Annotated in this window: 24 protein-coding genes and 2 tRNA genes; 11 read left to right on the forward strand and 15 right to left on the reverse strand. The window is 66.9% G+C overall.

Annotated features, from left to right (window positions below):
* Positions 1-19: 19 nt before the first annotated feature.
* Positions 20-325 (reverse strand): 30S ribosomal protein S10, encoded by a 306-nt coding sequence (rpsJ, locus tag E7T10_RS11380; RefSeq protein ID WP_003164367.1) that lies wholly within the window; start codon positions 323-325, stop codon positions 20-22.
* 589 nt (positions 326-914) lie between these two features.
* Here rpsJ and E7T10_RS11385 point away from each other — a divergent pair.
* Positions 915-1667: a porin gene (locus tag E7T10_RS11385; RefSeq protein WP_137721868.1), complete on the forward strand. Its 753-nt coding sequence runs from the start codon at positions 915-917 to the stop codon at positions 1665-1667.
* Between the two features lie 117 nt (positions 1668-1784).
* Here the strand turns inward: E7T10_RS11385 and E7T10_RS11390 are convergent, their stop codons facing one another.
* The 3 genes from E7T10_RS11390 to E7T10_RS11400 form a co-directional block, all read right to left on the reverse strand.
* The gene (locus E7T10_RS11390) at positions 1785-2672 is read right to left on the reverse strand and encodes a GIN domain-containing protein (protein WP_137721869.1); all 888 of its coding nucleotides are present in this window, start codon (positions 2670-2672) and stop codon (positions 1785-1787) included.
* A 71-nt stretch (positions 2673-2743) separates the two neighbouring features.
* Positions 2744-3685, reverse strand: coding sequence for a transcriptional regulator (locus tag E7T10_RS11395; RefSeq protein ID WP_137721870.1), 942 nt, complete (start codon positions 3683-3685; stop codon positions 2744-2746).
* Between the two features lie 10 nt (positions 3686-3695).
* On the reverse strand, positions 3696-4856 hold the full coding sequence (locus E7T10_RS11400; RefSeq protein WP_137721871.1) for a GNAT family N-acetyltransferase: 1161 nt from the start codon (positions 4854-4856) through the stop codon (positions 3696-3698).
* Positions 4857-5005: 149 nt separating this feature from the next.
* Here E7T10_RS11400 and E7T10_RS15770 point away from each other — a divergent pair, with 149 nt between their 5' ends.
* On the forward strand, positions 5006-5167 hold the full coding sequence (locus E7T10_RS15770; protein WP_168189939.1) for a hypothetical protein: 162 nt from the start codon (positions 5006-5008) through the stop codon (positions 5165-5167).
* Positions 5168-5205: 38 nt separating this feature from the next.
* Positions 5206-6273 (forward strand): L,D-transpeptidase family protein, encoded by a 1068-nt coding sequence (locus tag E7T10_RS11405; protein ID WP_137721872.1) that lies wholly within the window; start codon positions 5206-5208, stop codon positions 6271-6273.
* On the opposite strand, the gene E7T10_RS11410 is transcribed toward E7T10_RS11405, so the two are convergent.
* The 4 genes from E7T10_RS11410 to E7T10_RS11425 all read right to left on the reverse strand — a co-directional run bounded on the left by E7T10_RS11410 (position 6270) and on the right by E7T10_RS11425 (position 9540).
* Positions 6270-7865 (reverse strand): carboxylesterase/lipase family protein, encoded by a 1596-nt coding sequence (locus E7T10_RS11410; protein WP_137721873.1) that lies wholly within the window; start codon positions 7863-7865, stop codon positions 6270-6272. The two genes, E7T10_RS11405 and E7T10_RS11410, sit on opposite strands and share 4 nt — an antisense overlap.
* A gap of 181 nt (positions 7866-8046) precedes the next feature.
* On the reverse strand, positions 8047-9237 hold the full coding sequence (gene tuf / locus E7T10_RS11415) for an elongation factor Tu (RefSeq protein WP_017506879.1): 1191 nt from the start codon (positions 9235-9237) through the stop codon (positions 8047-8049).
* 64 nt (positions 9238-9301) lie between these two features.
* Positions 9302-9375: transfer RNA gene (locus E7T10_RS11420), tRNA-Gly, on the reverse strand.
* A gap of 81 nt (positions 9376-9456) precedes the next feature.
* Positions 9457-9540, reverse strand: a tRNA-Tyr gene (locus E7T10_RS11425).
* Positions 9541-9689: 149 nt separating this feature from the next.
* On the opposite strand from E7T10_RS11425, the gene rlmB reads away from it, so the two are divergent.
* Genes rlmB through E7T10_RS11440 form a run of 3 tightly spaced genes read left to right on the forward strand, consistent with a single transcriptional unit; the run spans position 9690 to position 11747 of the window.
* Positions 9690-10574, forward strand: a complete 885-nt coding sequence (gene rlmB, locus E7T10_RS11430) for a 23S rRNA (guanosine(2251)-2'-O)-methyltransferase RlmB (RefSeq protein ID WP_137721874.1) — start codon at positions 9690-9692, stop codon at positions 10572-10574.
* A gap of 31 nt (positions 10575-10605) precedes the next feature.
* Entirely contained in the window at positions 10606-11412 is an 807-nt protein-coding gene (locus E7T10_RS11435; RefSeq protein ID WP_137721875.1) for a TerC family protein, read from the forward strand.
* The gene (locus tag E7T10_RS11440) at positions 11409-11747 is read left to right on the forward strand and encodes a rhodanese-like domain-containing protein (protein WP_137721876.1); all 339 of its coding nucleotides are present in this window, start codon (positions 11409-11411) and stop codon (positions 11745-11747) included. Before E7T10_RS11435 ends, E7T10_RS11440 begins: the two co-directional genes overlap by 4 nt.
* Here E7T10_RS11440 and E7T10_RS11445 read toward each other — a convergent pair whose 3' ends face one another.
* The 4 genes from E7T10_RS11445 to E7T10_RS11460 all read right to left on the reverse strand — a co-directional run bounded on the left by E7T10_RS11445 (position 11748) and on the right by E7T10_RS11460 (position 16046).
* Positions 11748-12461, reverse strand: a complete 714-nt coding sequence (locus tag E7T10_RS11445; protein ID WP_137721877.1) for a 2OG-Fe(II) oxygenase family protein — start codon at positions 12459-12461, stop codon at positions 11748-11750.
* Positions 12462-12479: 18 nt separating this feature from the next.
* Positions 12480-14183: a methionine--tRNA ligase gene (gene metG / locus E7T10_RS11450; protein WP_137721878.1), complete on the reverse strand. Its 1704-nt coding sequence runs from the start codon at positions 14181-14183 to the stop codon at positions 12480-12482.
* 54 nt (positions 14184-14237) lie between these two features.
* Positions 14238-15584 carry an MATE family efflux transporter gene (locus tag E7T10_RS11455; RefSeq protein ID WP_137722621.1) on the reverse strand — a complete coding sequence of 449 codons (1347 nt, stop codon included), beginning with the start codon at positions 15582-15584 and terminating at the stop codon, positions 14238-14240.
* Between the two features lie 63 nt (positions 15585-15647).
* A complete protein-coding gene (locus E7T10_RS11460; protein ID WP_210416085.1) occupies positions 15648-16046 on the reverse strand; it encodes a DUF1489 family protein in 399 nt (132 codons plus the stop codon).
* 104 nt (positions 16047-16150) lie between these two features.
* On the opposite strand from E7T10_RS11460, the gene E7T10_RS11465 reads away from it, so the two are divergent.
* Positions 16151-16441, forward strand: coding sequence for an antibiotic biosynthesis monooxygenase family protein (locus E7T10_RS11465; RefSeq protein WP_137721880.1), 291 nt, complete (start codon positions 16151-16153; stop codon positions 16439-16441).
* On the opposite strand, the gene E7T10_RS11470 is transcribed toward E7T10_RS11465, so the two are convergent.
* A complete protein-coding gene (locus tag E7T10_RS11470; protein ID WP_137721881.1) occupies positions 16438-18399 on the reverse strand; it encodes an acetyl/propionyl/methylcrotonyl-CoA carboxylase subunit alpha in 1962 nt (653 codons plus the stop codon). The two genes, E7T10_RS11465 and E7T10_RS11470, sit on opposite strands and share 4 nt — an antisense overlap.
* A gap of 87 nt (positions 18400-18486) precedes the next feature.
* Here E7T10_RS11470 and E7T10_RS11475 point away from each other — a divergent pair, with 87 nt between their 5' ends.
* Positions 18487-19098, forward strand: a complete 612-nt coding sequence (locus E7T10_RS11475) for a TIGR02466 family protein (protein ID WP_137721882.1) — start codon at positions 18487-18489, stop codon at positions 19096-19098.
* Positions 19099-19133: 35 nt separating this feature from the next.
* On the opposite strand, the gene E7T10_RS11480 is transcribed toward E7T10_RS11475, so the two are convergent.
* Both E7T10_RS11480 and E7T10_RS11485 read right to left on the reverse strand, forming a co-directional pair.
* Positions 19134-20033 (reverse strand): enoyl-CoA hydratase-related protein, encoded by a 900-nt coding sequence (locus E7T10_RS11480; RefSeq protein WP_091746162.1) that lies wholly within the window; start codon positions 20031-20033, stop codon positions 19134-19136.
* A gap of 50 nt (positions 20034-20083) precedes the next feature.
* Positions 20084-21676 carry a carboxyl transferase domain-containing protein gene (locus E7T10_RS11485; RefSeq protein ID WP_137721883.1) on the reverse strand — a complete coding sequence of 531 codons (1593 nt, stop codon included), beginning with the start codon at positions 21674-21676 and terminating at the stop codon, positions 20084-20086.
* A gap of 219 nt (positions 21677-21895) precedes the next feature.
* On the opposite strand from E7T10_RS11485, the gene rpsF reads away from it, so the two are divergent.
* From rpsF to rplI, 3 genes are read left to right on the forward strand one after another with little or no spacing between them, the layout of a single operon-like run.
* On the forward strand, positions 21896-22282 hold the full coding sequence (gene rpsF, locus E7T10_RS11490) for a 30S ribosomal protein S6 (RefSeq protein ID WP_026108635.1): 387 nt from the start codon (positions 21896-21898) through the stop codon (positions 22280-22282).
* A gap of 12 nt (positions 22283-22294) precedes the next feature.
* Positions 22295-22573, forward strand: a complete 279-nt coding sequence (rpsR, locus tag E7T10_RS11495; RefSeq protein ID WP_008259463.1) for a 30S ribosomal protein S18 — start codon at positions 22295-22297, stop codon at positions 22571-22573.
* A 1-nt stretch (position 22574) separates the two neighbouring features.
* A complete protein-coding gene (rplI, locus tag E7T10_RS11500) occupies positions 22575-23159 on the forward strand; it encodes a 50S ribosomal protein L9 (protein ID WP_017506581.1) in 585 nt (194 codons plus the stop codon).
* The last annotated feature ends 65 nt before the right edge of the window (positions 23160-23224 follow it).

Here is a 23224-nt window from a genome sequence, read left to right on the forward strand (position 1 = left end):
GATCCCGCCTCTTTCTACTTTAAATCTTGATCTCGACGTCCACGCCGGCGGACAGGTCGAGCTTCATGAGCGCGTCCACGGTCTGCGGGGTGGGGTCGACGATGTCGAGCACGCGTTTGTGCGTGCGGATTTCAAACTGCTCACGCGACTTCTTATCGACGTGCGGAGAGCGGTTCACGGTGAACTTCTCGATCAGGGTCGGCAGCGGAATCGGACCGCGAACGGTCGCGCCGGTGCGCTTGGCGGTATTAACGATCTCGCGCGTCGAAAAATCGAGGACGCGGTGATCAAAGGCCTTGAGCCTGATGCGGATGCTTTGATCCATATCGGTGCTTACTTCCAATGCGGTCGGAGGACCGCGTCCCTGTGAACCATTTCAAAGACCGAAGGCCTTCGGGCAAAAAGCCCTCAGGGAACGCAAATCCGCAAAAACGATCGGCCCACGCAGTTGCCCGCGAAGGCCGTTGATATCCCAAGAAGCTGCAAAGAACAGTGACTTAGGTCGTTCTTGCGAACCGCGTTTGCAGCGAACTGCACAGCCGGTCCAACAAGAGTGGTGGCTTATGCCTATCGATTCTGATTTCGTCAAGCGCGCAAACCCGGGCTGAGACAGGATTTCGACGCGGTCTTCCCCGAGGGCTGCGCACGGCGCGACGACACATTCGGCGGCGACGTCGGCGCGTTGCACGCCCTCTTTATAGTGGATGAGCGCGGCTGCGGCGCGCGATTAACGACTTGCCCCACAGATCCCCAAGTCGTGACACATTCTGGCCGCAACGCGTGGCTGTTGCGCAACAACCTTGCCATCCCAAGCCAATCGAACGTCGGTTTATTGCTCCGCTTCGTCTTAGCCTGATAGCAGCGCCCCTCCCCGGACCCCCATCCGGGTGCAGACTGCTAAGGACAAAAGAAAAATGAAGACGATCCTCCTCGCCACGGCCGCCGCCGCCCTGTTCGCCGCCCCGGCCTTCGCCCAAGACGCCATCGGTTCGGTCGGCGTGACCTATTCCAACCCGTCGATCGAAGTCGCCGGCGACGACGTCGACGCCGACGTCTGGACCGTTGACGGCTCGGTCGCCCTGCCGGCCCAGGACTGGACCGTGACCCTGAACGGCGCGATCGACTACACCAAGGCCTTTGGCGAAGAAGACGTCACCGGCGCCGCCGCCGCTCACCTGACCAAGATGTGGTCCTCCGACGTCCGCGCCGGCGCCTTCGTCGCCGCCAACGGCATCGGCAGCGGCAACGAGCCGATCTGGACGGTCGGCGCCGAAGCGCAGAAGTATCTGTCGAACGCCACCCTGACCGGCCAAATCGCCTACACGACCGCCGACAACGTGGACGCCGACATCTGGACCGTCGGCGCCGACGCCGCCTTCTACGTCATGCCGAACCTGCGCCTGAACGCCGGCGTCGCCTACAACAACGTCGATTTCTCGGGCGGCGACACCGACGCCTGGACCTACGGCGTGGGCGCCGAATACGAGTTCGAGAACACCCCGTTCTCGCTGGGCGCCGCCTACACCCGCGCCGACATCGATTCGCTGGACGTCGACACTTGGTCGGTCGGCCTGCGCTACTCGTTCGGCGGCGGTCTGCAAGCGCGTGACCGCGCCGGCGCCAACCTGGGCGTCTCGGCCATCTCCAGCGTCCTGAGCGTCTTCTAAGCGTCTCGGACCTGATCCATGCGAAGAGCCCCGGCGGAGCAATCCGCCGGGGCTTTTTGTTTGGCCGGAAAAGACCCCCGGGGTTCCACGACCGGGGGCCTTCTCGTCGCTCGGGTCTTACCGCCCGATCTGCAGAGTTCCCGATCCGACGACGGAGCGAGAGACCGATCCCGTGGCCGAGGCGACGCGGACGCTGCCCGATCCGGCGATCGCCACGTCCAGATCGCGCGTTGCGCCGCCGTAGCGCACATCGCCGGAACCGCCGATGGCGACCGACAGCTTGTCCATTCGGCCCTGCCGCACATTCACACCGCCCGAGCCGCCGATGGACAGTTCGCTGCGTCCGCCGGCGCTGGCCACCTCGACATTGCCCGATCCGCCGACAGCCGCCTTCAGGGCTCCGGTCGCTCCGGCCGAGATGGAGCCAGACCCGCCGACGCTGGCGTTCAGCGATCGAGACGTGCCCGCACGGATCGCGCCCGAGCCCCCGAGGCCCAGTTCCAGATCGCCGTCCACATTGGCCACGTTCCAGTTGCCGCAGCCGCCATTGTCCAACTCGACCGATCGCGCGCCGCGTCCGACCGAGCCGAAGACCGCGCCGCTGGCGCTGACATCCACGACGCGCGGCGTGCGCAAGACGATCAGCGGCGCGTCTTCCAGACGGATGCGGCCCAGGTCGCGCACCTCGACGGTCGCGCCCTGCCCCGGCTGGCCCGCATCGCTGCGACCGGAGTTGCAGCCGCGAATGGCGCTGTTGCCGCCCCACATGCCGTTGCGGCGCAGGCCGCCGTCGATCTTGACGTCATTTCCTTCGCGGCGAACCTGGATGGCCGGCAAGCGCGTCTGGCCTTGCGTGACCTCGACGCCGATATCCTGACGATCCTCGACGATGACCACCACGCGGGCGACGGCGTTGCGGATCTCGACCTCGGCGGCCGAAGCGGGCGCGGCGACGAACCCGGTCAGGGCGGCGACGGCGGCGGCGGCGATCAGTGCGGTTTTCATAAGCGGTGTTCCCTTCCCGAATGTGAGGAGAAGGTGCGCGCCGCCCGCGCCCAAGTCATTTTAACTCGAGGTCATGAACTCGAATTAACGCCCCGAGCCCATGACGTCGCGTTCAGCGCGCCCGCGCCGTCCGCCGCGCCGATCTCCGGCTCGAAGTCGCGCTCGAAGTTGGCGATCTTGCTCTTCATCGCGCCCGCCTTCTTCAGCGCCAGCGACGCGGCCCAGCGCGCCGCCAGCTCCGGCGTCGTCATGCGGTCGGTGAAGCGCGGCCGCCCGCCCCGGCTGCGGATCACCGCATTGGTGAACAGCGCCCCGTTTCGGAACCGCGACGGCCAGGTCTGGAAATCCATCGACAGGCTGACGCAGAAACGGTCCAGATTCTCCACCCGGTGCGGCGCATACAGCGGCCAGGTCAGGGCGCGGCCTGGCTCCAGGTCCATGACCTGCGCGTCCTGTTCGAACGCCAGCGTGTATGGCAGTTCCTCGGTCGTCTGACGCGCGACCACCTGTTCCATATTCCGCTCGGGCAGATGCCCCTCGTCGCCGGGATAGACGAACAGCCGCTTGCGCCCACGCAGGTGAAACAGCACCACGCCCGCCGCGTCGAAATGATAGGGCACCCGCGCCTTGGGCGACGACAGGATCAGTTGCCCCGCGTTCCGCACCGCCCGCATTCCCAGATAGGTCGCCTGGATCGCGGCGAAATCCTTCATCGCCGCCGCCCACAGCTCGGGCCAACCCGTCTCGACCCCACGCAGATTGACCCACAACCGACCCTGTTTGATCGCCTCCAGCAGCTCCTCGCCCGACAGCCGCCCGCGCGCGCCGGTGCGCAAGGACACCTGCCCCTCCTCGTCGTAGTCATACAGGTTGATGTCGAAAAGCTCCGCCGGATAGCGATCCAGCACGGCGGCCAGCGCCGCATCCTCGGCGAACCCTTGCTCGATCAGGGTGTGGGCGTGGGTCTTGGCCTCGGCGATCGGGCCCGGATAGCGTGTGCGACGTTGGGTCATGCCGATATCCTCAAACGTGGGCGACGCGCGCTGGCGTCTTCTTCTTGGCGGCCGCCTTCTGGACAGCCGAACGTGCGGCCACCGCCGCCCCCCTCAGCCGCCCGACCGGCGTCGGCTCGCAGGCTTCGATCGTGGCCCAGCGCCGACGCAGCGACGCCCGCACCGCCTCGCCGCGCCCGCCCGCCCTGTTCAACGCCGCCACCGTGATGTCGCCCAGCGCCCGGCCCACGCCGGGCTGCATCACCACGGCTTCGCGCACCGTCTGGCGCGCATTGACGAAGTACTTCTTGTAGGTCTCGCCCTCGAAGCCGAAGTCGAACACCCGGAAGCCCTCGGCCGCCGCCAGCCGCATTGTGTCCATGCTCAGCAGTATGCCCGGCGAACACCGCGCCAGCCTCGGCTCATAGGCCGGGAACCAGAAATGGTAATGCCGCCCGGCGTGCAGCGAGAACTCGATCGCCACCAGCTTGTCGCCCGCATGCATGGCCGCCATCGAGGCGCCGAAGTCTTCTCGCGGCTCGCTCATCAGCGCGTGCAGCAGATCCCGCGTCCAGCCGCAGGCGAAGATGTCGTGCAGGCCCGAGCGCCGATACTGCGCCGCCTTCAGCGCGATCAGATGATCCAGCAGCGCCGGGTCTCTGAGACCCCGCTCCACCTGGATAGGCCCCAGTTCCGCCTCCAGGCTGCGACGCGCCCGCTCCTTGTCCTTGAAGTATTTGCCGAAGGTCTTGCGACGCTCGGCGTACCAGTCGTCATAGCCCGCCTCGGGCATGGCCACCTGCACGGTCTCACGCGCCTGGCCCGTTTCGCCCGCGCCGATCCAGCCGGGCACGTTCAGCCGCTTGGCTTTCAACAGCCGCGCCACCTCTTCCAACGTAATGGTCTCGTCCGCCGGGGCGATGACGCCGTGATAGTCGTTCATGGGCGCGCCCAGCGGCTGCACCGCTCCGCCGCGTCGCTGATGCGGGAAGAAGCCGACGATCTCGCCATCTCGCCGGAACACGGCGATCGCCGCGCCGGGGCAGACTCGCGAGGCGATCTCGGCATAGTCCCAGCGGAAATACGGGCTGCCCAGATCGGGATTGCCAGCCGTCAACGCACGCCACAGGGCAACCGCGGCGGCGTCCATCGCCGCCGCGTCCATGATCTCGACCTGCAGCATTCCGGCCATACGCATCCTCTCGGGGCCCTGCGCAGCAAGGTCCATTCCACATCGCACCCTGCCCCATGCGCGTTTCGTCAGGGTTCACCGGCATGGTGAACGCGCGTTGACGGAGCCGCGGTCGCCCTGGCGCGTTTGAGTGACCCAAGGAGAAGACCATGACCGATCAACGCCCTGACAGCCAAGCCGTCGAAAACGAAAACCTGCGACCGGACGGCGAAGGCCAGCCGCCGCGCCCGGCGACCGAGCCCAAGGGTTCGAAGGATTCGTCCAACTCCGGCGAAACCGAAACCGACCCCGCGACCGGCGAACCGAACTGAACACCGACCACCTGCACTCACCGTCTCGAAAGTCTCTTATGAACCGTCCCGCCTACCTCGCCGCACTCGCTGTTCTTTCTCTGGGCGCCTGTTCGCCGAAGGAAGAGAACACAGCCGCCCCAGCGGCGCAGAAGGCCGAGGCCGCGCAAGTGGGCCAGACCGGCCCGCTCTCTCGAGACGCCATCGAAAACACCGCCTATGCGCCGCCGCCTAGCGCGCAAGAGGGCCAGCCCGCTGCTCCGAATGCCGCCCAGCAGCAGCCGCAACCCGCCCTGATCCGCGCCCAGGTGCTGCTGGAACGCGCCCGCTTCTCGCCCGGCGCGATCGACGGACTGGCGGGGTCGAACATGCGTCAGGCGATCTCGGCGTTTCAGGAGGCCAACGGCATGACGGTGAACGGCCAGTTGAACGCCGACGTGATGGGCCGACTGCGCGCCGCCGCCGGACCGGGCGCTGTGACCACCACCTACACCATCACCCAGCAGGACATCGCCGGCCCCTACCTCGGCATCGTTCCCACGGAGTTGGAAGCTCAGGGTCAGGCGGCCCACATGGGCTACGCCAATATCGTCGAGGCCTTGGCCGAGCGCTTCCACGTCACCGAGGCCTTGCTGCGCGCCATGAACCCCGGCGCCGACTTCAATCGCGTGGGCCAGGGCCTGCTTGTCCCCGCCGTCAACACCGCCCCCCTGCCCGCCGACGTGGACCACATCGACGTCGATAAGAGCGAAGGCTCGGTCAAGGCGTTCGACGCCGACGGCAAGCTGATCGCCTACTTCCCCGCCACCATCGGCAGCGGCGACAACCCGACGCCAACCGGCACGGTCAAGGTCAACGGCGTGGCGCGGAACCCGGACTACACCTACGACCCGTCGAAACTCAGCTATGGCGACGGCAAGAAGAAGGTCGTCGTCAAACCCGGTCCGAACAATCCGGTCGGCGTCGTCTGGATCGACCTGAACAAGCCCAGCTACGGCATCCACGGCACGCCGGACCCGCATCTGGTCGGCAAGACGGCCTCGCACGGCTGCGTGCGCCTGACCAACTGGGACGCCTGGATGCTGGCCGACAAGGTCAAGCCGGGCGTCACCGTCCGCTTTATCTAGTGGACGGCGCCGAACGGCGTCCCGTCCCAGAAGTCGCAGTGATGGCGTTCGAAGAAGCCGTCGTCCATGACATCGCCCTCCGGCTTGAACACCCGCACCGGCCCCGCACCCTCGACGCGGGGCCATTCGGCGGCGAAGGCCGAACGGCCGAACGTGGCCCACATCTTCTGCATCCGTTCCGACAGCGCCTTCTGTTCAGGCGTGAACCGCTTGGGATCAGCAAACACCCAGCGCGTTCCGAACACATAGGCCAGCTCGCTGGCGTGATAGGCGCCCAGGTCCAGACCGACGATCCGATCCGGCAAGACGAACGGCGCCCCGCGATCGGCGAACTCATAGCCCCACACCGGCACATGCTGGGCCAAAAGGCGTCGCAAGGCCTGTGACGGACAGGCGAACCTCTGGTCCGTGAAGTTCGCAGCGATGGCATAGGCGGGCCCGTCCTCACCCACCGGATAGCGCGCCAGCACTCGCTCGCCCTGATCGCCGTACATCCAGATCGTCTCCTTCTGATAGCGATCCATATCCTGCACCTCGTTGGCGAACAGCCGCCCCTCATCGAGGTTCGTCCCGACGAGGACGGGCACGCGCGTGAACCGCCCCTCGCGGATCGCGACCGCCGGACTTTCCGGCACAGTGGCGTCGGTGTGCACCGGCCCCCATGATCCCGGCCCGTTGATGCCCGCTCTCAATGACGCCGCGCGCGACAGCCGCCAGGCCGGCAGCGCCTTCAGGCACGCGATCTGATCCTCGCCCGTGCAGCCCAGCCTTTCGGCGAACATCGGCCCCGACTGGGCCGCGTCCTGCGCCCTGACCAGGGACGACGGCTCCAGGCACCCGCCGCTCTGCATGATGACCCGTTGATACAGCCCCTCCGATTGCGGCGACGCCATCAGATAACAGGCCGTCCAGGCCCCCGCGCTCTCGGCGAACAGGGTGACGTCGCCCGGATCGCCGCCGAAGGCTGCAATGTTCCGATGCACCCACTTCAGCGCCGCCTGCTGATCCATCAGGCCGAAATTGCCGCCGAAGCCTTCGCCGGTCGCCTGAAACCCCGGATGCGCCAGCCAGCCCAGCGCGCCGAGCCGATAGTTCATAGTCACGACTACGCGACCCTGCTCGCGCGCCAGTTTCGACGGGTCGTAGTTGGCGCCCGCCCCCACGGTGAAGGCGCCGCCGGGAATATAGACCATCACCGGCCGCGCCTCGGCCGCCTCCCCGCCCGGCGCATAGATGTTCAGATACAGACAGTCCTCTGACCCGACGACGATGCCGCCGCCGCCGCCCAGGATCGAACGACGCCCGATCGCCTGGGTGCAGTCCGCACCGATCCGCGTCGCATCCCGAACGCCCTGCCAGGCCTCGACCGGCTGCGGCGCACGCCAACGCAGATCGCCGACCGGCGGCGCCGCGAACGGCACGCCGAGGAACGCGCGCGTCCCCGCCCCCTCGACGCCGCGCACCGTCCCGGCTTCGGTCGTCGCCAATATCGGCTCGGCGTCCTTGGCGAACCGGACCTGATCGACCTTGCCGGGATGGGTGGCGCAGGCCGACAGGGCGACAAGACACGCAAGCAACGAGATCAGACGCATCTTGAACCTTGGCTGTTGGGCAGACGGTCCTAACGCCTGAACGTCCGGCCCGTTGCGGGCGCCGATCGCCCAAACAGCAAAACGGCCCCCGGATGGCTCCGGGGGCCGCTCTGTTACGCGACTTTGTATCCAACCGGCCTCAAGCAGCGCGTGAGCGCGTCAGGCCGAAAGGGATGTCGGCTTAGGCGATGATCTTGGCCACGACGCCGGCGCCGACGGTGCGGCCGCCTTCACGGATGGCGAAGCGCAGGCCCTGGTCCATCGCGATCGGGGTGATCAGCTCGACGTTCAGCTCGGCGTTGTCGCCCGGCATGATCATCTCGACGCCTTCCTTCAGCTGAACGATGCCGGTCACGTCCGTCGTGCGGAAGTAGAACTGCGGGCGATAGTTCGTGAAGAACGGGGTGTGACGACCGCCTTCTTCCTTGGTCAGGATGTAGGCTTCGGCCAGGAACTTGGTGTGCGGGGTGATGGAGCCCGGCTTGCACAGCACCTGGCCGCGCTCGACGTCTTCACGCTTGGTGCCGCGCAGCAGCACGCCGACGTTGTCGCCCGCTTGACCTTGGTCCAGCAGCTTGCGGAACATTTCCACGCCCGTGCAGGTCGTCTTCTGGACCGGACGGATGCCGACAATCTCGACTTCCTCACCGACCTTGATGATGCCCTTCTCGACGCGGCCCGTGACCACGGTGCCGCGGCCCGAGATCGAGAACACGTCTTCGACCGGCATCAGGAACGGCAGGTCGACCGGACGCTCCGGCTGCGGGATGTAGGCGTCGACGGTTTCCATCAGGGCCAGAACGCGCTGTTCGCCGATTTCCGGGTTCACGCCGTCGGTCGCGGCCTTGGCCGAACCCTTGGTGATCGGAATGTCGTCGCCGGGGAACTGGTACGACGAAAGCAGCTCGCGCACTTCCATCTCGACCAGCTCGAGCAGCTCTTCGTCGTCGACCAGGTCGACCTTGTTCATGAAGACCACCAGGGCCGGCACGCCGACCTGACGGGCCAGCAGGATGTGCTCGCGGGTCTGCGGCATCGGGCCGTCGGCGGCCGACACCACCAGGATCGCGCCGTCCATCTGCGCGGCGCCGGTGATCATGTTCTTCACATAGTCGGCGTGGCCGGGGCAGTCGACGTGGGCGTAGTGACGGTTGGCCGTCTCATATTCCACGTGCGCGGTGTTGATCGTGATGCCGCGGGCCTTCTCTTCCGGCGCAGCGTCGATGTCGGCGTAGTTCATCGCCTTCGCGCCGCCGGCCTTCGCCAGCGTCATCGTGATCGCTGCCGTCAACGTCGTCTTGCCGTGGTCAACGTGACCAATCGTGCCGATGTTGCAGTGCGGCTTCGTCCGTTCGAACTTTTCCTTGGCCATGGCCAAACTCCTGATGGCCCGGGTCCGTCAGCGGAGGGGCGCGATGCTGATCTTTTCAAAAACCTGGAGCGGGTAGACGGGATCGAACCGACATCCTCAGCTTGGAAGGCTGCTGCACTACCATTGTGCTATACCCGCGCGGAGACTGCGGAAGTTCTTTCGGAACGCCGCAGCCGGTTCCTCTCCGTCGTCCTGATCCGTCGTATCCGTCAAGGCGCGTGGTGGGGGAAGAAGGACTCGAACCTTCGAAGCTTACGCAGGGGATTTACAGTCCCCCCCCTTTGCCGCTCGGGACATTCCCCCAGCGCGCCTTGTCGAACCGTCGGACCCCTCGTTTCCGCCCATAAAGAAGCGGGACGAAACAAAAGCCTTCGGCTTGTCGCCTCCTCTAGGATAGAGGGGGCGCCCAGACCCGAAAGCCCTTGGGGCTCCAAATCGGAGGGCGTCTTATAGTGTCGTCGAAATCAGAACGCAACGACCGTAAAAGCGGTAAAAAATCGGTCCTCGGAAACCGTCCCGACGGCCCCCGCGACAAGGGTCAAAAGCCCGCTGCGCAAGGGTTTGGCCGGCGCGAGGAAACCCCTCGTCAGCCCCGTTCGCCCGATCGGAGCAAGTCGGACGCCGATAATTTTCTGTGGGGGCGCCACCCGGTTCTGGCCGCTCTGGCGAATCCCGCCCGTCGCGGCATGGGTCGTCTGCTGGCCACGGCCGAGCGCGCCGCCGAAATCGAGAACACTGCTCTCGCAAACGGCCACAAGATCGAGGTGGTCGAAATCCAGGCCCTGACCCGGATGCTGCCCCCCGGCGCCGTGCATCAGGGACTGGCCTTCAAGGTCCAGCCGCTGGAAGGCGTGTCGCTGGACGAGCTGGCCGAGCCGGCTGAGGGCGTCATCGTCATGCTGGATCAGCTGACCGACCCTCAGAACGTCGGCGCCATCTTCCGATCGGCCCTGGCGTTCGGCGCGCGGGGAATCATCGTTCAGGACCGTCACGCTCCGGCCCTCGCCGGCGCCCTGGCCAAGGCGGCCGTCGGCGCCACCGAACGCCTGCCCCATGCGCGCGTCACGAATCTGTCCCGTGCGCTGGAGCGGCTGGCTGATCTGGGCTGGCGCGCCGTCGGCCTGGATGGAACGGGCGAACAGACGCTGGAAGAGGCGCTGGATCATCAGCCGACCGTTCTGGTCATGGGGTCCGAAGGCGACGGCATCCGTCGCCTGGTCGCCGAACATTGCGACGTCCTGGCCAAAATCCCCATGCCGGGCGGATTCGAGAGCCTGAACGTGTCCAATGCGGCGGCGATCGCGCTTTATGAGGCGGCGCGCGCGCAACGCGGCTGACAGAAGGCCGCCCCGAGGCTAAGGAGCGGAAATGGAATTCCTCTCGTCTCCCGAACTCGCCAGCCAGGCCACAGCCCTCGGCCAGGTCCTGCTGATGGATCTGGTCCTGGCCGGCGACAACGCCGTCGCCGTGGGCCTGGCCGCCGCCGCCCTGCCCCAGGACCAGCGCAAGAAGGCCATTCTGATCGGCCTGGCCGCCGCCGTCGTCATGCGAATCGGCTTTGCGCTGATCACCGTGCAGCTTCTGGCCCTGGTCGGCCTGCTGCTGGCCGGCGGCCTGCTGCTGCTTTGGGTGTGCTGGAAGATGTGGCGCGAACTGCGCGAGCAGGCGACCCACGACCAGGCCGAGGCCGAGAAGGAACTCGAACTGGCCATGAGCATCGAGCACGGCTCTGGTCCGTCGCCCGAGGAACTGGGCATCAAGCGCAAGAGCTTCGGCGCCGCCCTGATTCAGATCATGGTCGCCGACATCACCATGTCGCTGGACAATGTGCTGGCCGTCGCCGGCGCCGCGCACGAACACCCCTGGATCATGGTCTTCGGTCTGATGCTGTCGATCGCCCTGATGGGCGTCGCCGCCACCTATATCGCCAAGCTGCTGCACCGCTTCAGCTGGATCGGCTATATCGGTCTCGTCGTCGTGCTCTATGTCGCCCTGCATATGATCTGGGACGGCGCCCGTCAGGTGGTGGTCCGCACCGGCCATATGGACGAGTTCAACGCCTCGGCCCCGGCCATCCTTGAGATCGGTCCCGAGGAAGCGGCCAAACACCTGGGCCAGAAGCGCACCGAGGACAGCCCGACGCCGGCGCCCGCCGAACCGACGGTCGCGCCATGACCGTCGCCACCGTCACCGTCGAAGAGGCCTCCGCCTGGCTGCAGGCCGGCGAAGCGGTGCTGATCGATGTGCGCGAGCCGGACGAGTTCGCCGCCGCCCGCATCGACGGCGCGATCCTGGCCCCGCTCAGCCAGATGCCCGCCGCCTGGGAGGCGCTGGACCTTCCGGCCGACAAGAAGATCATCGTCCAATGCCTGAAGGGCGGCCGCAGCCATCAGGTCTGCGCCTTCGTCGGCCCGACGGGCCCTGAGGGCCAGCCGCTGTTCAACCTGACCGGCGGCATCCAGGCTTGGAACGCGGCGGGGCTTCCCGTCGTGTTCGCCGAACAGGACTGATCAGCGACCGCGCAGCCAGCCGGTGACCGAAATCCGGTCCGCCGCCGCCGACAGTGCGACCTGCGTCACCGAATGGGGCGTCGGCACCTTCAGCAGATTCAGGGTGTTGAAGCGCGGCGTAAAGGCCTCCGCCACATTGCCGTCGGCGCCATGGAAGGCCAGCAGACCGCCCCACTCGATCCGCCAGGCCGGGGTCAGGTTCAGCACATAGGCGAAGAAGCGATTCTTGCCCTCGGCGTGATCGTCATGCTCGGTCAGGAAATGACCGGCGCGATAGCGGGTCAGTTGCGCATCGGCCAAGGCGAGCCGCGACTCGCCCGTCACGTCCCGCATCAGGCCCAGGAAGGCCTCGCCGTTCAGGAAGGCCAACAGATCGGCCCATATCGGCGCCGCCTGCCCCGCCTGGACCAGATCGTAGATCGGGTGATTGTCGTACAGATATTGGAAGTCGGTCTGGGCCGAGACCTGCACCGCCTGACCCAAGGCCTGTTTCTGATCCGGCGTCAGAGAAGCCAGCCAGGCGGCGGGCAGATCGACATGGCCCGTCCCGCGTCGCGTGACGACATTGTAGTCGACGCGCGTCGCCGCGTCGTAGAGCGCCTGCGCGTCCGCAGGGGCCAGGACGCCGTCGATCTGCGTCCGCCCCGTGCGCGCCAACCGTTCGCGAATGGCGGCGCGCGCTGCCTCGGTTAGGGGCGTCAGGGTCGGCGTCATCGCTTATCCCCTTTCAGATCAGGCGTCCGCGCCGCCGAAGCGTTCGGACCATTCGGCGACCTGGGCGTCCTCGATCTTGGCGAAAAGCACGCCCTGAGCTTCCACCTTGCCGCCCACAGGCAGACGGTTCAGCAGATCCTCGTCGGCGGCAGGCCAGCTCAGGTCCTCCACCCCAACCGAGGCCGCGATCTTGGGCGCGGTGAAGGGCAGGATCGGCGCGGCCAGACGCGCGAACAGAGCCACCAGATTCAGCCCCGTGCGCACCCCCACCGCCGCGCGGTCGCGATCGGTCTTCAGCGCCGTCCAGGGCGCCGCGACCTGCAGATACTCGTTGCCCAGCACCCAAGCGGCGCGGATGGCGACGGCGGCCTTTCTGAACTCCATCGCCTCCAGCTGTTCGGTCGCCTCGGCGACGGCGGCCTTGATGTCGGCCTCCAGCTGGATTTCGACCGGTCCGGCCTCGCCGCCCTCCGGCACGACGCCGTCGAACTTGGATTCGGCAAACTTGACGATGCGGTTGACGAAGTTCCCCAGCACATCTGCCAGGTCCTTGTTGGTCGAGGCCTGGAAGTCCTCCCAGGTGAAGGCCGAATCCGCGTGCTCCGGCCCGTAGGCCGTCAGGCGCCAGCGCCAGTAATCGGCCGGCAGAAGCTCTAGCGCCTGATCCATGAAGACCCCGCGCTTCTGGCTGGTGGAGAACTTGCCCCCGTACCAGTTCAGCCAGTTGAAGGCCTTCAGCTGGTCCACCGTCTTCCACGGCTCGCCCGAGCCGATGATGGTCGCGGGGAAGCTGACGGTGTGGAAGGCGACGTTGTCCTTGCCCATGAACTGGACATAGCGAACGTCCTCAGCCCCCTCGTCCAGACGCCACCAGTCACGCCATGACCCGCCCGTCGCCTCGGCCCATTCCTCGGTCGCGGCGATGTATTCGATGGGGGCGTCGAACCAGACGTAGAAGACCTTGTCCTCCATGCCCGGGCGCGGGAAGCCATCCTTGGTCACCGGCACGCCCCAGGCCAGGTCGCGGGTGATGCCCCGGTCGATCAGCCCCTCGTCCAGATGTTTGTAGGCGATGGACTTGGCCAGCTGTTGCCAGCCGGTCTTGCCGTCGACCCAGGCGCGGATCTCCGGCTCGATCTTGGTCTGGAGCAGATAGAGGTGACGCGTGTCGCGCACCTCCAGGTTCTTGGAGCCCGACACCGACGAATAGGGATCGATCAGGTCGGTCGGGTCCAGCAGGCGTCCGCAGTTGTCGCACTGATCGCCGCGCGCGCCGACATGGCCGCAGTGGGGGCAGGTTCCCTCGACATAGCGGTCGGGCAGGAAGCGGGCGTCGTCGATCGAATAGATCATCCGATCCACCCGCTCCTCGATCAGGCCGTTCTTCTCCAGCGCCTCGGCGAAATGCTGGGTCAACCGATGGTTCTGCGGGTTAGACGACCGGCCAAACCAGTCGTAGCTGAGGCCGAAGGCCTGGCCCGCGGCCTTCTGGATTTCGTGCTGCTCGTCGCAATAGGTGCGCACATCCTGGCCGGCGGCGGCGGCGGCCAGCTCGGCCGGGGTGCCGTGCTCGTCGGTGGCGCAGATATAGAGGACCTCATGCCCCTGCGCCCGCTTGAACCGCGCCCAGACGTCGGCCGGCAACATCGAGCCCGCCAGATTCCCAAGGTGCTTGATGCCGTTGATGTAGGGCAGCGCCGAGGTGATGAGGATACGGGCCATGATCGTCCAGGTGTTCGGGGAAGCGCAGGGATATAGAGCGGCGGCGCGGTTTCCTCAAACGCCTTGCGGCAGACGGCGCGCAATACGGATGAAACGCCCGGTCAGCAGGGTCGAGGACGCCAGGCTGGCGATCACCACCGCCCAGACCAGGCCGTTGACGCCCATCTGGTGCGCCAGCACCCAGCCCAGCGGCATCATCACCGCGCCGTAGGCGGCGAAATGCATGATGGTGGGCCACCAGACGTCGCCCGCCGCGCGGTTGGCCTGGGCCGCCACGACCTGGATGCCGTCCGCAACGAAGAACAGCGTCGCCAGCACCAGGGCCGGCGCCGCGATGGCCAGCAGGGCCGGATCGCGATTATAGGCGCCGACGATCAGATGGGCGCTGGGCCAGACCAGCAAGGCGACCACCAATGTCAGGGCCGTCACGACGCCCAGCCCCACTAGCCCGGCGCGCATCAGCCCTCGACCATCGCCGGCGCCATAGCTGCGGCCCACCAGCACCGCCGTCGCCGACGACAGACCCATGGGCAGCATGAAGACGATCGCCGAGACGTTCAGCACTACCGCCCAAGCCGCCGTCTCGGCCGTGCCGATCTGGCCGGCGAAGAAGGTGAAGCCCGAGAAGGCCCCGACCTCGATGAAGTAGGAGGCCCCGGCGCCCAGGCCGACCTTGACCTGCTCGCGCGCAGCCTCGGGATCGCGCTCGGGCTTGTCGAAGATGCCCAGCGCTCGCGCCTCGGGCAGACGCAGGATGTAGATCACCAGAAAGATCGCCAGCGCCGCCCGCGCCCCGAACGTCGCCCAGGCCGAGGCGAAGGCGCCGTCGAAGCCGAAACCCAGCAGGTCCGGCACCAGCACGATGTTCAGCACCAGATTGACCCCGTTCGCCACCCACATGGCGACCATGCCGGGCTTGGGCCGGCCCAGAGCCTCCAGGAAGAACTGGCCCGTCACCGAGATCAGATAGAAGGGCATGGACAACGCAAAGACGATCAGCGCCGGCCCGGCGCCCTCCGCCAGACCATCCTCCAGCCCCAGCTTACCCAGCCCCCACGGGCCGATGGCGATCAGTGCGATCATCGACACCACCCCGATCTGCAACGAATAGGTCAGGCCGCGACGCAGCACCGAGCCGACCGCGTGCCGACGCCCCTCCCCCAGCATCCGCGCCGTCATCACCTGCACGCCCAGCATCAGCCCGACCGCCGTCGTCACAACGATGGACGTCGGCGCCCAGGCCAACGAATGGAACGCCAGTTCCCGGCTGGAATAGTTGCCCACCACGATGGCGTCGGTCAGCCCCATGGTCATGATGCCGATACGCGCCAGGATCACCGGCCATGCCAGGTTCAGCAGGTCGTGGAAGGCGGTACGGGTCTGGGAGCTGAGCGCGATCATCGGACGCGGCACAGGCCACGCCGACCCGCCGGGGTCAACTCCCAAAAACTTTGAGGGATTGGCCTACCAGGCGCCCAGTTCGCGAAGCTGACGCACCAGTTCCTCCGGGGCCTCGCCGACGTCGAAGTCGGTCAGATCGACCGGCGCATCCTTGGGCTCGAAATATCGCCAGCCTTGGAAGGGTCGCCGGGCCATGGGCGCGGTACGGATGACCTTGGGTTCGAGCGTGATCTCGCATCGGCTCTGCTTGCCCTCGCCCAAAGTGGCGATGTCCAGCACCGGTTGGCGACAGACGATCGTCCCCTTCACCACCCAGTAGAGCGAGCCGCCGTCCTCGATCTCGGTCGCCCGTTTCGGCGTCATGCGTGTGTGGACGACGAGCGGTCCGCCCCGGGCGGCGCGGGCCTCCAGCCATTCGACGTCCGGCACCCCGACGCCCAGCTTGATCATGTGAAGCGGCATGGCGCCCACGTAGTGCCCCTTGGCCGCATTGGCCAGATTCTTAATCTTAGGCCCCTAACCATTCTCCGGCGCAGTTCACTTCGCCTAGCGCGCTTAGGACCAGTATGTACGGATTGATTACCCGCCTGACGGCCCATGCCGGCCGCCGCGACGAACTGGGCCTTTGCCTGCTGGACCCCAATGTGAAGCGACCAGGCTGCCACAGCTATGTGCTGGCGCAAGATCCGAAAGACGCCGACGCCCTGTGGGTGACCGAGGTGTGGATGAGCAAGGCGACGCATGACGCCTGGTCGGCCAGCATGCGCGAGACAGGCGTCATGCGACCCGCCTTGGCTCTGATCGCCACCTTTGGCGACACCATCTTCACCCGCCCTATCGGCGGCGTGGGACTTTAGTCCGCCTTCACCACCGCCAGCACGGCCGCCTCGACGACCTGGTCGCCAAGAGACGCGACGCTTTCCACCACGCCGTCGAAGGGCGCGGTCAGGGCATGCTCCATCTTCATGGCTTCCAGCACCACGACCGGCTGCCCCTTCGTCACCGCATCGCCGGCCTTGACCGGCGTAGCCACGATCTTGCCCGGCATGGGCGCGCGCAAGGAGCCGTCCGACACCGCGCCCGCGCCCGACCCCACGGCGGCGCGATAGGGCGTGACGCGACGCGCCTCGCCATCGACGAACAGGACGAAACCGTCGTCGACGGCCTGATAGCCGAACAGGCGATCCCCGGCCTGAACCTGGTCAAACCCGACATGAGCCACTTCGCCCTGAGAACCGCGCCAGCCAGTTTCGACCGGCGTTACCGCAGCGGACACGCCCTGACCGTCGACATGGGCCCAGACAGTTGTCTGCGCCGGCGCATTCAGGCGCACGCCATAGGACAGACCCGGCTGGCCGCCCCAGGGGCTGAACCGGTCCGAACGCGCCTCGACCGCATCCGCCGCCGCTTCTGCAATCAGGGTCAGGGCCGCCAGCGTTGCTTCGTCGGACGGCTGCGGCTGCAACGCCGCCTCCTCCGCCGCGATGAAGCCCGTGTCCACGTCGCCTGCGACGAAGCGCGGGTGCTCCAGACAGCGTTTCAGGAAGCCGGCGTTGGCCTTGACCGGCCACACCTCGACCTCGCCCGCCGCTTCGGCCAGCCGCGCCGCCGCCGCCTCGCGCGTGTCCTCGTGCACGATCAGCTTGGCGATCATGGGATCGTAGAACTGGCTGACCTCGCCGCCCTGTTCCACGCCTGTGTCGACGCGGATGCCTGCGGGCATGACGAAATGCTCCAACTTGCCAATGGAGGGCAGGAAGCCGTTGGCCGGATCCTCGGCATACAGCCGCGCCTCCATGGCCCAGCCGTTCAGCTGAATCTCATCCTGCTTCAGAGGGATCGGCTCGCCCGCCGCGACGCGGAACTGCCATTCGACCAGATCGACGCCCGTCACGCTCTCTGTCACGGGATGCTCGACCTGCAGCCGGGTGTTCATTTCCATGAACCAGACGCCGTCCGCCTTCAGCCCGTCCGAGGCATCGGCGATGAACTCGATGGTCCCGGCCCCGACATAGTTGACCGCCCGGGCCGCCTTGATCGCAGCCCCGGTCACGGCGGCGCGCACAGCCTCGCTCATACCCGGCGCGGGCGCCTCTTCAATCACCTTCTGGTGGCGGCGTTGCAGCGAACAGTCACGCTCATAAAGGTGGACGACCTCGCCGTGCTTGTCGCCGAACACCTGCACCTCGATATGGCGTGGGCGGGTGATATAGCGTTCGATCAGAACCCGGTCGTCGCCGAAGGCCGCCGCCCCCTCGCGCTTGGCGCTGGCCAGACCGGCGGCGAAATCGGCCGGATCATCGACCCGTTTCATCCCCTTGCCGCCGCCGCCCGCGACCGCCTTGATCAGCACCGGATAGCCGATCCGCGCCGCCTCGGCCGTCAGGGTTTCCTCCGACTGATCGGCGCCCTGATAGCCCGGCGTCACCGGCACGCCCGCCTGGATCATCAGCGCCTTGGCCGCGTCCTTCAGGCCCATGGCGCGAATCGAGGACGGGTCCGGCCCGATCCAGATCAGGCCCGCCGCCGCGACAGCCTCGGCGAAGTCGGCGTTCTCGCTCAGGAAGCCATATCCGGGGTGGATCGCCTCTGCGCCGGTCGTCTTGGCCGCCGCGAGCACCTTGGCGCCGTCCAGATAGGATTCGCGCGCCGCCGCCGGGCCGATCAGCACCGCCTCGTCGGCCTCGCGCACATGCAGGGCGTTGGCGTCCGCCTCGGAATAGACGGCGATGGTGCGAATCCCCACCCGCTTGGCGGTGCGGAAGACACGGCAGGCGATTTCGCCGCGATTGGCGACAAGGACGGACTTGAACATGAAGCGGTCTTAACCGGATCGTGCGCATCAGGCGAGAGGCAGAGCACGACCCTTCTCACGCGACGCGGCAGGCGTTAAGCCCCTTCCATGTCCCTGCGCCCCCTCTTCGTCACCCAGGTCTATGAAGCCTCCCTTGCCGCCGGCCGCGGCTGGTCCGACTTCAACGCACAGCTGATCGACGTCATCCGGATGATGGCCGAGGAGGACGAGGCCGGCCGCCGGTGGTGCAAGGCCAACGCCTATCGCGGCTACACCTCCTACGGATCGCTGAACGACCTGCCCCAGCGGTTCCCGGAGTTCGCCGAGCTGAAGCGGCATCTGGATCGCCACGCCGTCGCCTACGCCAAGGCGCTGAACTTCGACCTGGCGCGCAAACCCCGCCTCGACAATCTGTGGGTCAACATCCTGAAGCCCGGCGGCGGCCATACGGGTCACATCCACCCGCACGCCTTCCTGTCGGGCACGGTCTATGTCGACGTGCCAGACGGGGCCTCATCGCTGAAGCTGGAAGACCCCCGCCTGCCCTTCATGATGGCCCGCCCGTCGGTGACTGATGACGCGAGCGAGGCCGAGCGGCCGTTCGTCTATCTGCAGCCTCAGGCCGGCACGGTGCTGATGTGGGAAAGCTGGCTGCGCCACGAGGTGCCGACCAATCTGGCGAAAGCCGATCGGATTTCGATCAGCTTCAACTACGCCTGAAGCCGACCGCCGTTTCCGGCGGCCGATCAGCGCAATCAGACCGTCCAGCTAGCCTTGCGCTTTTCCAGGAAGGCGGCGACGCCCTCGCGGCCTTCGTCCGACACGCGGGCGCGGGCGATGCGTTTGGCGGTTTCGTCCATCAGACCGTTGTCGATCTTGTGGTGGGCGATGTCGTTGACCAGACGCTTGGCCTCGCCCATCGCGCCCGGCGCATTGTTGGTCAGGCTGTCGCTCAGCATCGAGATGAACTCGTCCACCGATCCCTCGGGCAGGACCAGATCGATCAGACCGGCATGGGCGGCGTAGTCGGCGTCGAAGGCGTTGGCGGTCAGGAACAGTTGGCGGGCGCGGCGCGCGCCGACAGCTTCGATCACATAGGGGGCGATGGTCGCCGGGATCAGGCCCAGCTTGACTTCGGAGAAGGCGAATCGCGCCCCCTCGACCGCCACGGCCATGTCGCAGGCGGCGACGATGCCCGCTCCGCCGCCCATGGCGTTGCCCTCGACCACCGCCACCGTCAGGGCGGGAATGTCGTGCAGGGCCTTCAGCATTTTCGCCAGGCCCATGGCGTCATCGCGGTTGTCGCTCTCGGACCAGCCGGCGGCGTCGCGCATCCAGTTCAGATCGGCCCCGGCGCTGAAGGTGCCGCCCGCGCCCCGAATGAAGACGGCCCGCACCCGGTCCGCGCCATGCAGCGTTTCGAACGCCTCATGCAGGGCCGCGATGGTCGCAGCGTCGAAGGCGTTCTTCTTGGCCGGCCGGTTGATGGTGACGAAGACGACGCCATCGGTGGTCGAATCGATCTGCACCAGATCGTCATCGGCGTCCGGCGCCGCATCGGGCACCAGCGGCTGGGCGATGCTGTTGATCTCGGCCGCCTCGGCGTCGGTGACGTCCAGGGCGTTCAGGTCGGCTTCGGTCGGTTGATCGGCCATGGGGGTCTCCAAACTGCGTGTCCGCTCACAACGAGGCGCGGACCAATAGGTTACATCCGGAACAGGCCGAACGTCGTCTCCGGGATCGGGGCGTTCAGGCTGGCGCTGATGGCCAGGCCCAGCACATCGCGCGTCTGGGCCGGGTCGATGACGCCGTCGTCCCACAGGCGGGCGGTGGCGTAATAGGGATTGCCCTCGTCCTCATACTTCTGACGGATCGGCGCCTTGAAGGCCTCGGCGTCGTCCGCGCTCCAGGTCTCGGCGTCGCGGTGCACGGTGGCCAGGACGCTGGCGGCCTGTTCGCCGCCCATGACCCCGATCCGGCTGTTGGGCCAGGTGAACAGAAAGCGCGGCGAATAGGCCCGGCCGCACATGCCGTAGTTTCCGGCTCCGAAACTGCCGCCGATCAGGACGGTGAACTTGGGCACCTCGGCCGAGGCCACGGCCGTCACCAGCTTGGCGCCGTCCTTGGCGATGCCGCCCGCCTCATATTTGCCGCCGACCATGAAGCCACTGATGTTCTGCAGGAACAGCAGCGGAATCTTGCGCTTGCAGGCCAGTTCGATGAAGTGCGCGCCCTTCTGGGCGCTTTCGGAAAAGATCACGCCGTTGTTGGCCAGGATGGCGACCGGATAGCCCCAGATGCGCGCAAACCCGCACACCAGGGTCGAGCCATACAGGCTCTTGAACTCGTCGAACTCCGACCCGTCCACCAGCCGGGCGATGACCTCGCGCACATCATAGGGCGCGCGCACGTCGTCGGGGATCAGGCCGTACAGCTCCTCCGCGTCGAAGGCCGGCGCGCGCGGTTCACGCACATCCATCTCGACGGCCTTGGTCGTGTTCAGATTGGCGACGATGGAGCGCACGATCTCCAGCGCATGCTCATCGTTCTCGGCGACATGATCGACCACGCCCGAGCGACGACCGTGGGTTTCGGCCCCGCCCAGTTCCTCCGCCGAGATGACCTCGCCCGTCGCCGCCTTCACCAGCGGCGGCCCGGCCAGGAAGATGGCGCCCTGGTTCCTGACGATGATCGTCTCGTCCGACATGGCCGGCACATAGGCCCCGCCGGCGGTGGACAGGCCCATGACGCAGGCGATCTGGGCGATGCCCTTGGCGCTCATCCGGGCCTGGTTGAAGAAGATGCGGCCGAAATGGTCGCGGTCGGGAAACACCTCGGCCTGGTGAGGCAGATTGGCACCGCCGCTGTCGACCAGATAGACGCACGGCAAGCGGTTCTGCTCGGCGATTTCCTGGGCGCGCAGGTGCTTCTTCACCGTCATGGGGAAATAGGCGCCGCCCTTCACCGTGGGATCGTTGCAGACGATCATGACCTCGCGGCCCGACACCCGACCGATGCCGGCGATGACGCCGGCGGCCGGGGCCTCGCCGTCATACATGTCGTGCGCGGCCAGCTGCCCGATCTCCAGGAAGGGCGAGCCGGGGTCCAGCAGCCGCTCGACCCGGTCGCGCGGCAACAGCTTGCCGCGAGCGACGTGACGCTCGCGCGACTTGTCGGACCCGCCGCGCGCGGCCTTGGCCACATGGTCACGCAACTCGGCGACCAGGGCGCTGTTGTGCGCGTGCAGGGACTTGTACTTTTGGCTTTGCGGATCGACCGCGGACGTCAGCTTCGGCATGGGGCTGGTTTAGGCGGGGTCGCGGGGCGCCACAAGCGTCTGCCGCCATCCTTGCCTCCTCGCCCCTTTTCCCCTATACGCGCCCGCTTTCCAGGGCTTCGGTCCTGTCGCGGAGCACCAAAGGGTTGGACGTTCGGTCCGGCCGCCGCGCCAGGAGCCATCGTGGAGACCGACTTACCCGGTCGTTTCCGCGCCGACGCCCACAAGGGAGATTACCGCATGGCTCTTTACGAGCACACGGTCATGACGCGCCAAGACATCTCGGCGCAACAGGCCGAAGCGCTGAATGACACCATCAAGGATCTGATCGTCGCCGGTGGCGGCTCGGTCGCCAAGATCGAATACTGGGGTCTGCGCAACCTGACCTACCGCGTGAAGAAGAACCGCAAGGCTCACTATTCGCTGCTGGCCGTCGACGCCCCTCCGGCCGCCATGGCCGAAGTCGAGCGTCAGCTGTCGATCAACGAAGACGTGCTGCGCTGGCTGACCGTCCGCGTCGAGGAACTCGACCTGGAACTGTCGCCGCTGCTGGCCCGCCGCGAGCGTGAACGCGAGCGTGAGCGCGAGCGCACCCCGCGCGACGACGCCGCCGCCGACGCCGAATAAGGAACCCGGAACATGACCGATACCACCGCCCCGACCCCGGGCGCACCGGCGGGCTCCGGCGCCGCCGGCCGCCGCCCCTTCTATCGTCGCCGCAAGGTCTGCCCGTTCTCGGGCGCCAATGCGCCGAAGATCGACTACAAGGACGTCAAGCTGCTGCAGCGTTACGTCTCCGAACGCGGCAAGATCGTGCCTTCGCGCATCACCGCCGTCTCCCAGAAGAAGCAGCGCGAACTGGCCAAGGCCATCAAGCGCGCTCGCTATCTGGCCCTCCTGCCTTACGTGGTGAAGTGAGATGAAGGTCGTTCTGCTGGAACGCGTCGATAACCTCGGCGCCATCGGCGACGTCGTCACTGTCAAGGACGGCTTCGCTCGCAACTTCCTTCTGCCGCGCGACAAGGCCCGCCGGGCCACCGCCGCCAACCTGAAGGCGTTCGAACTCGACCGCGCCGCCATCGAGCAGCGCAACGAGAAGAACAAGGCCGACGCTCAGAAGGTCGCCGACAAGATCGACGGCCAGACCTACGTCATGATCCGTCAGGCCGGTGAAACCGGTCACCTGTACGGCTCGGTCGCCGGTCGCGACGTCGCCGAGGCCATCCAGGCCGAAGGCGGCAAGGTCGAGCGCTCGCAGGTCGTCCTGAACACGGCGATCAAGAGCCTGGGCGTCCACGAAGTGCCGGTTCGCCTGCACGCCGAGGTCCGCGCCACGGTCAAGATCAACATCGCCCGCTCGATGGACGAGGCCGAGCGCCAAGCCAAGGGCGAGGATGTGATCCGCAGCCAGTTCGACGATGAGCGCCAGGCCGCCGAGCAATCGGCCCAGGAACTGATCGAAGGCGGCGCCGGTCAACAAGAAGGCTTCGGCGACGAAGCCTGATCCGACCGGATCCCCAACGACATCAAGGGCGCGTCTCGCAAGGGACGCGCCCTTTTTGCTGCGTG

It is taken from the genome of Brevundimonas sp. SGAir0440 (assembly GCF_005484585.1).
Lineage (GTDB): Bacteria > Pseudomonadota > Alphaproteobacteria > Caulobacterales > Caulobacteraceae > Brevundimonas.

Bases quoted from the DNA above. Each gene is read 5' to 3' on its own strand.
- E7T10_RS11395 (WP_137721870.1), bottom strand. From the start codon at position 3,685: ATGACCCAACGTCGCACACGCTATCCGGGCCCGATCGCCGAGGCCAAG.
- E7T10_RS15770 (WP_168189939.1), top strand. From the start codon at position 5,006: ATGACCGATCAACGCCCTGACAGCCAAGCCGTCGAAAACGAAAACCTG.
- E7T10_RS11385 (WP_137721868.1), top strand. From the start codon at position 915: ATGAAGACGATCCTCCTCGCCACGGCCGCCGCCGCCCTGTTCGCCGCC.
- E7T10_RS11445 (WP_137721877.1), bottom strand. From the start codon at position 12,461: ATGACGCCGACCCTGACGCCCCTAACCGAGGCAGCGCGCGCCGCCATT.
- rplI (WP_017506581.1), top strand. From the start codon at position 22,575: ATGAAGGTCGTTCTGCTGGAACGCGTCGATAACCTCGGCGCCATCGGC.
- E7T10_RS11485 (WP_137721883.1), bottom strand. From the start codon at position 21,676: ATGCCGAAGCTGACGTCCGCGGTCGATCCGCAAAGCCAAAAGTACAAG.
- rpsF (WP_026108635.1), top strand. From the start codon at position 21,896: ATGGCTCTTTACGAGCACACGGTCATGACGCGCCAAGACATCTCGGCG.
- E7T10_RS11465 (WP_137721880.1), top strand. From the start codon at position 16,151: ATGTACGGATTGATTACCCGCCTGACGGCCCATGCCGGCCGCCGCGAC.
- E7T10_RS11455 (WP_137722621.1), bottom strand. From the start codon at position 15,584: ATGATCGCGCTCAGCTCCCAGACCCGTACCGCCTTCCACGACCTGCTG.
- E7T10_RS11480 (WP_091746162.1), bottom strand. From the start codon at position 20,033: ATGGCCGATCAACCGACCGAAGCCGACCTGAACGCCCTGGACGTCACC.
- E7T10_RS11475 (WP_137721882.1), top strand. From the start codon at position 18,487: ATGTCCCTGCGCCCCCTCTTCGTCACCCAGGTCTATGAAGCCTCCCTT.
- E7T10_RS11440 (WP_137721876.1), top strand. From the start codon at position 11,409: ATGACCGTCGCCACCGTCACCGTCGAAGAGGCCTCCGCCTGGCTGCAG.
- E7T10_RS11390 (WP_137721869.1), bottom strand. From the start codon at position 2,672: ATGAAAACCGCACTGATCGCCGCCGCCGCCGTCGCCGCCCTGACCGGG.
- metG (WP_137721878.1), bottom strand. From the start codon at position 14,183: ATGGCCCGTATCCTCATCACCTCGGCGCTGCCCTACATCAACGGCATC.
- E7T10_RS11470 (WP_137721881.1), bottom strand. From the start codon at position 18,399: ATGTTCAAGTCCGTCCTTGTCGCCAATCGCGGCGAAATCGCCTGCCGT.
- E7T10_RS11435 (WP_137721875.1), top strand. From the start codon at position 10,606: ATGGAATTCCTCTCGTCTCCCGAACTCGCCAGCCAGGCCACAGCCCTC.
- rpsR (WP_008259463.1), top strand. From the start codon at position 22,295: ATGACCGATACCACCGCCCCGACCCCGGGCGCACCGGCGGGCTCCGGC.
- E7T10_RS11400 (WP_137721871.1), bottom strand. From the start codon at position 4,856: ATGGCCGGAATGCTGCAGGTCGAGATCATGGACGCGGCGGCGATGGAC.
- rpsJ (WP_003164367.1), bottom strand. From the start codon at position 325: ATGGATCAAAGCATCCGCATCAGGCTCAAGGCCTTTGATCACCGCGTC.
- E7T10_RS11410 (WP_137721873.1), bottom strand. From the start codon at position 7,865: ATGCGTCTGATCTCGTTGCTTGCGTGTCTTGTCGCCCTGTCGGCCTGC.
- tuf (WP_017506879.1), bottom strand. From the start codon at position 9,237: ATGGCCAAGGAAAAGTTCGAACGGACGAAGCCGCACTGCAACATCGGC.
- E7T10_RS11405 (WP_137721872.1), top strand. From the start codon at position 5,206: ATGAACCGTCCCGCCTACCTCGCCGCACTCGCTGTTCTTTCTCTGGGC.
- E7T10_RS11460 (WP_210416085.1), bottom strand. From the start codon at position 16,046: ATGCCGCTTCACATGATCAAGCTGGGCGTCGGGGTGCCGGACGTCGAA.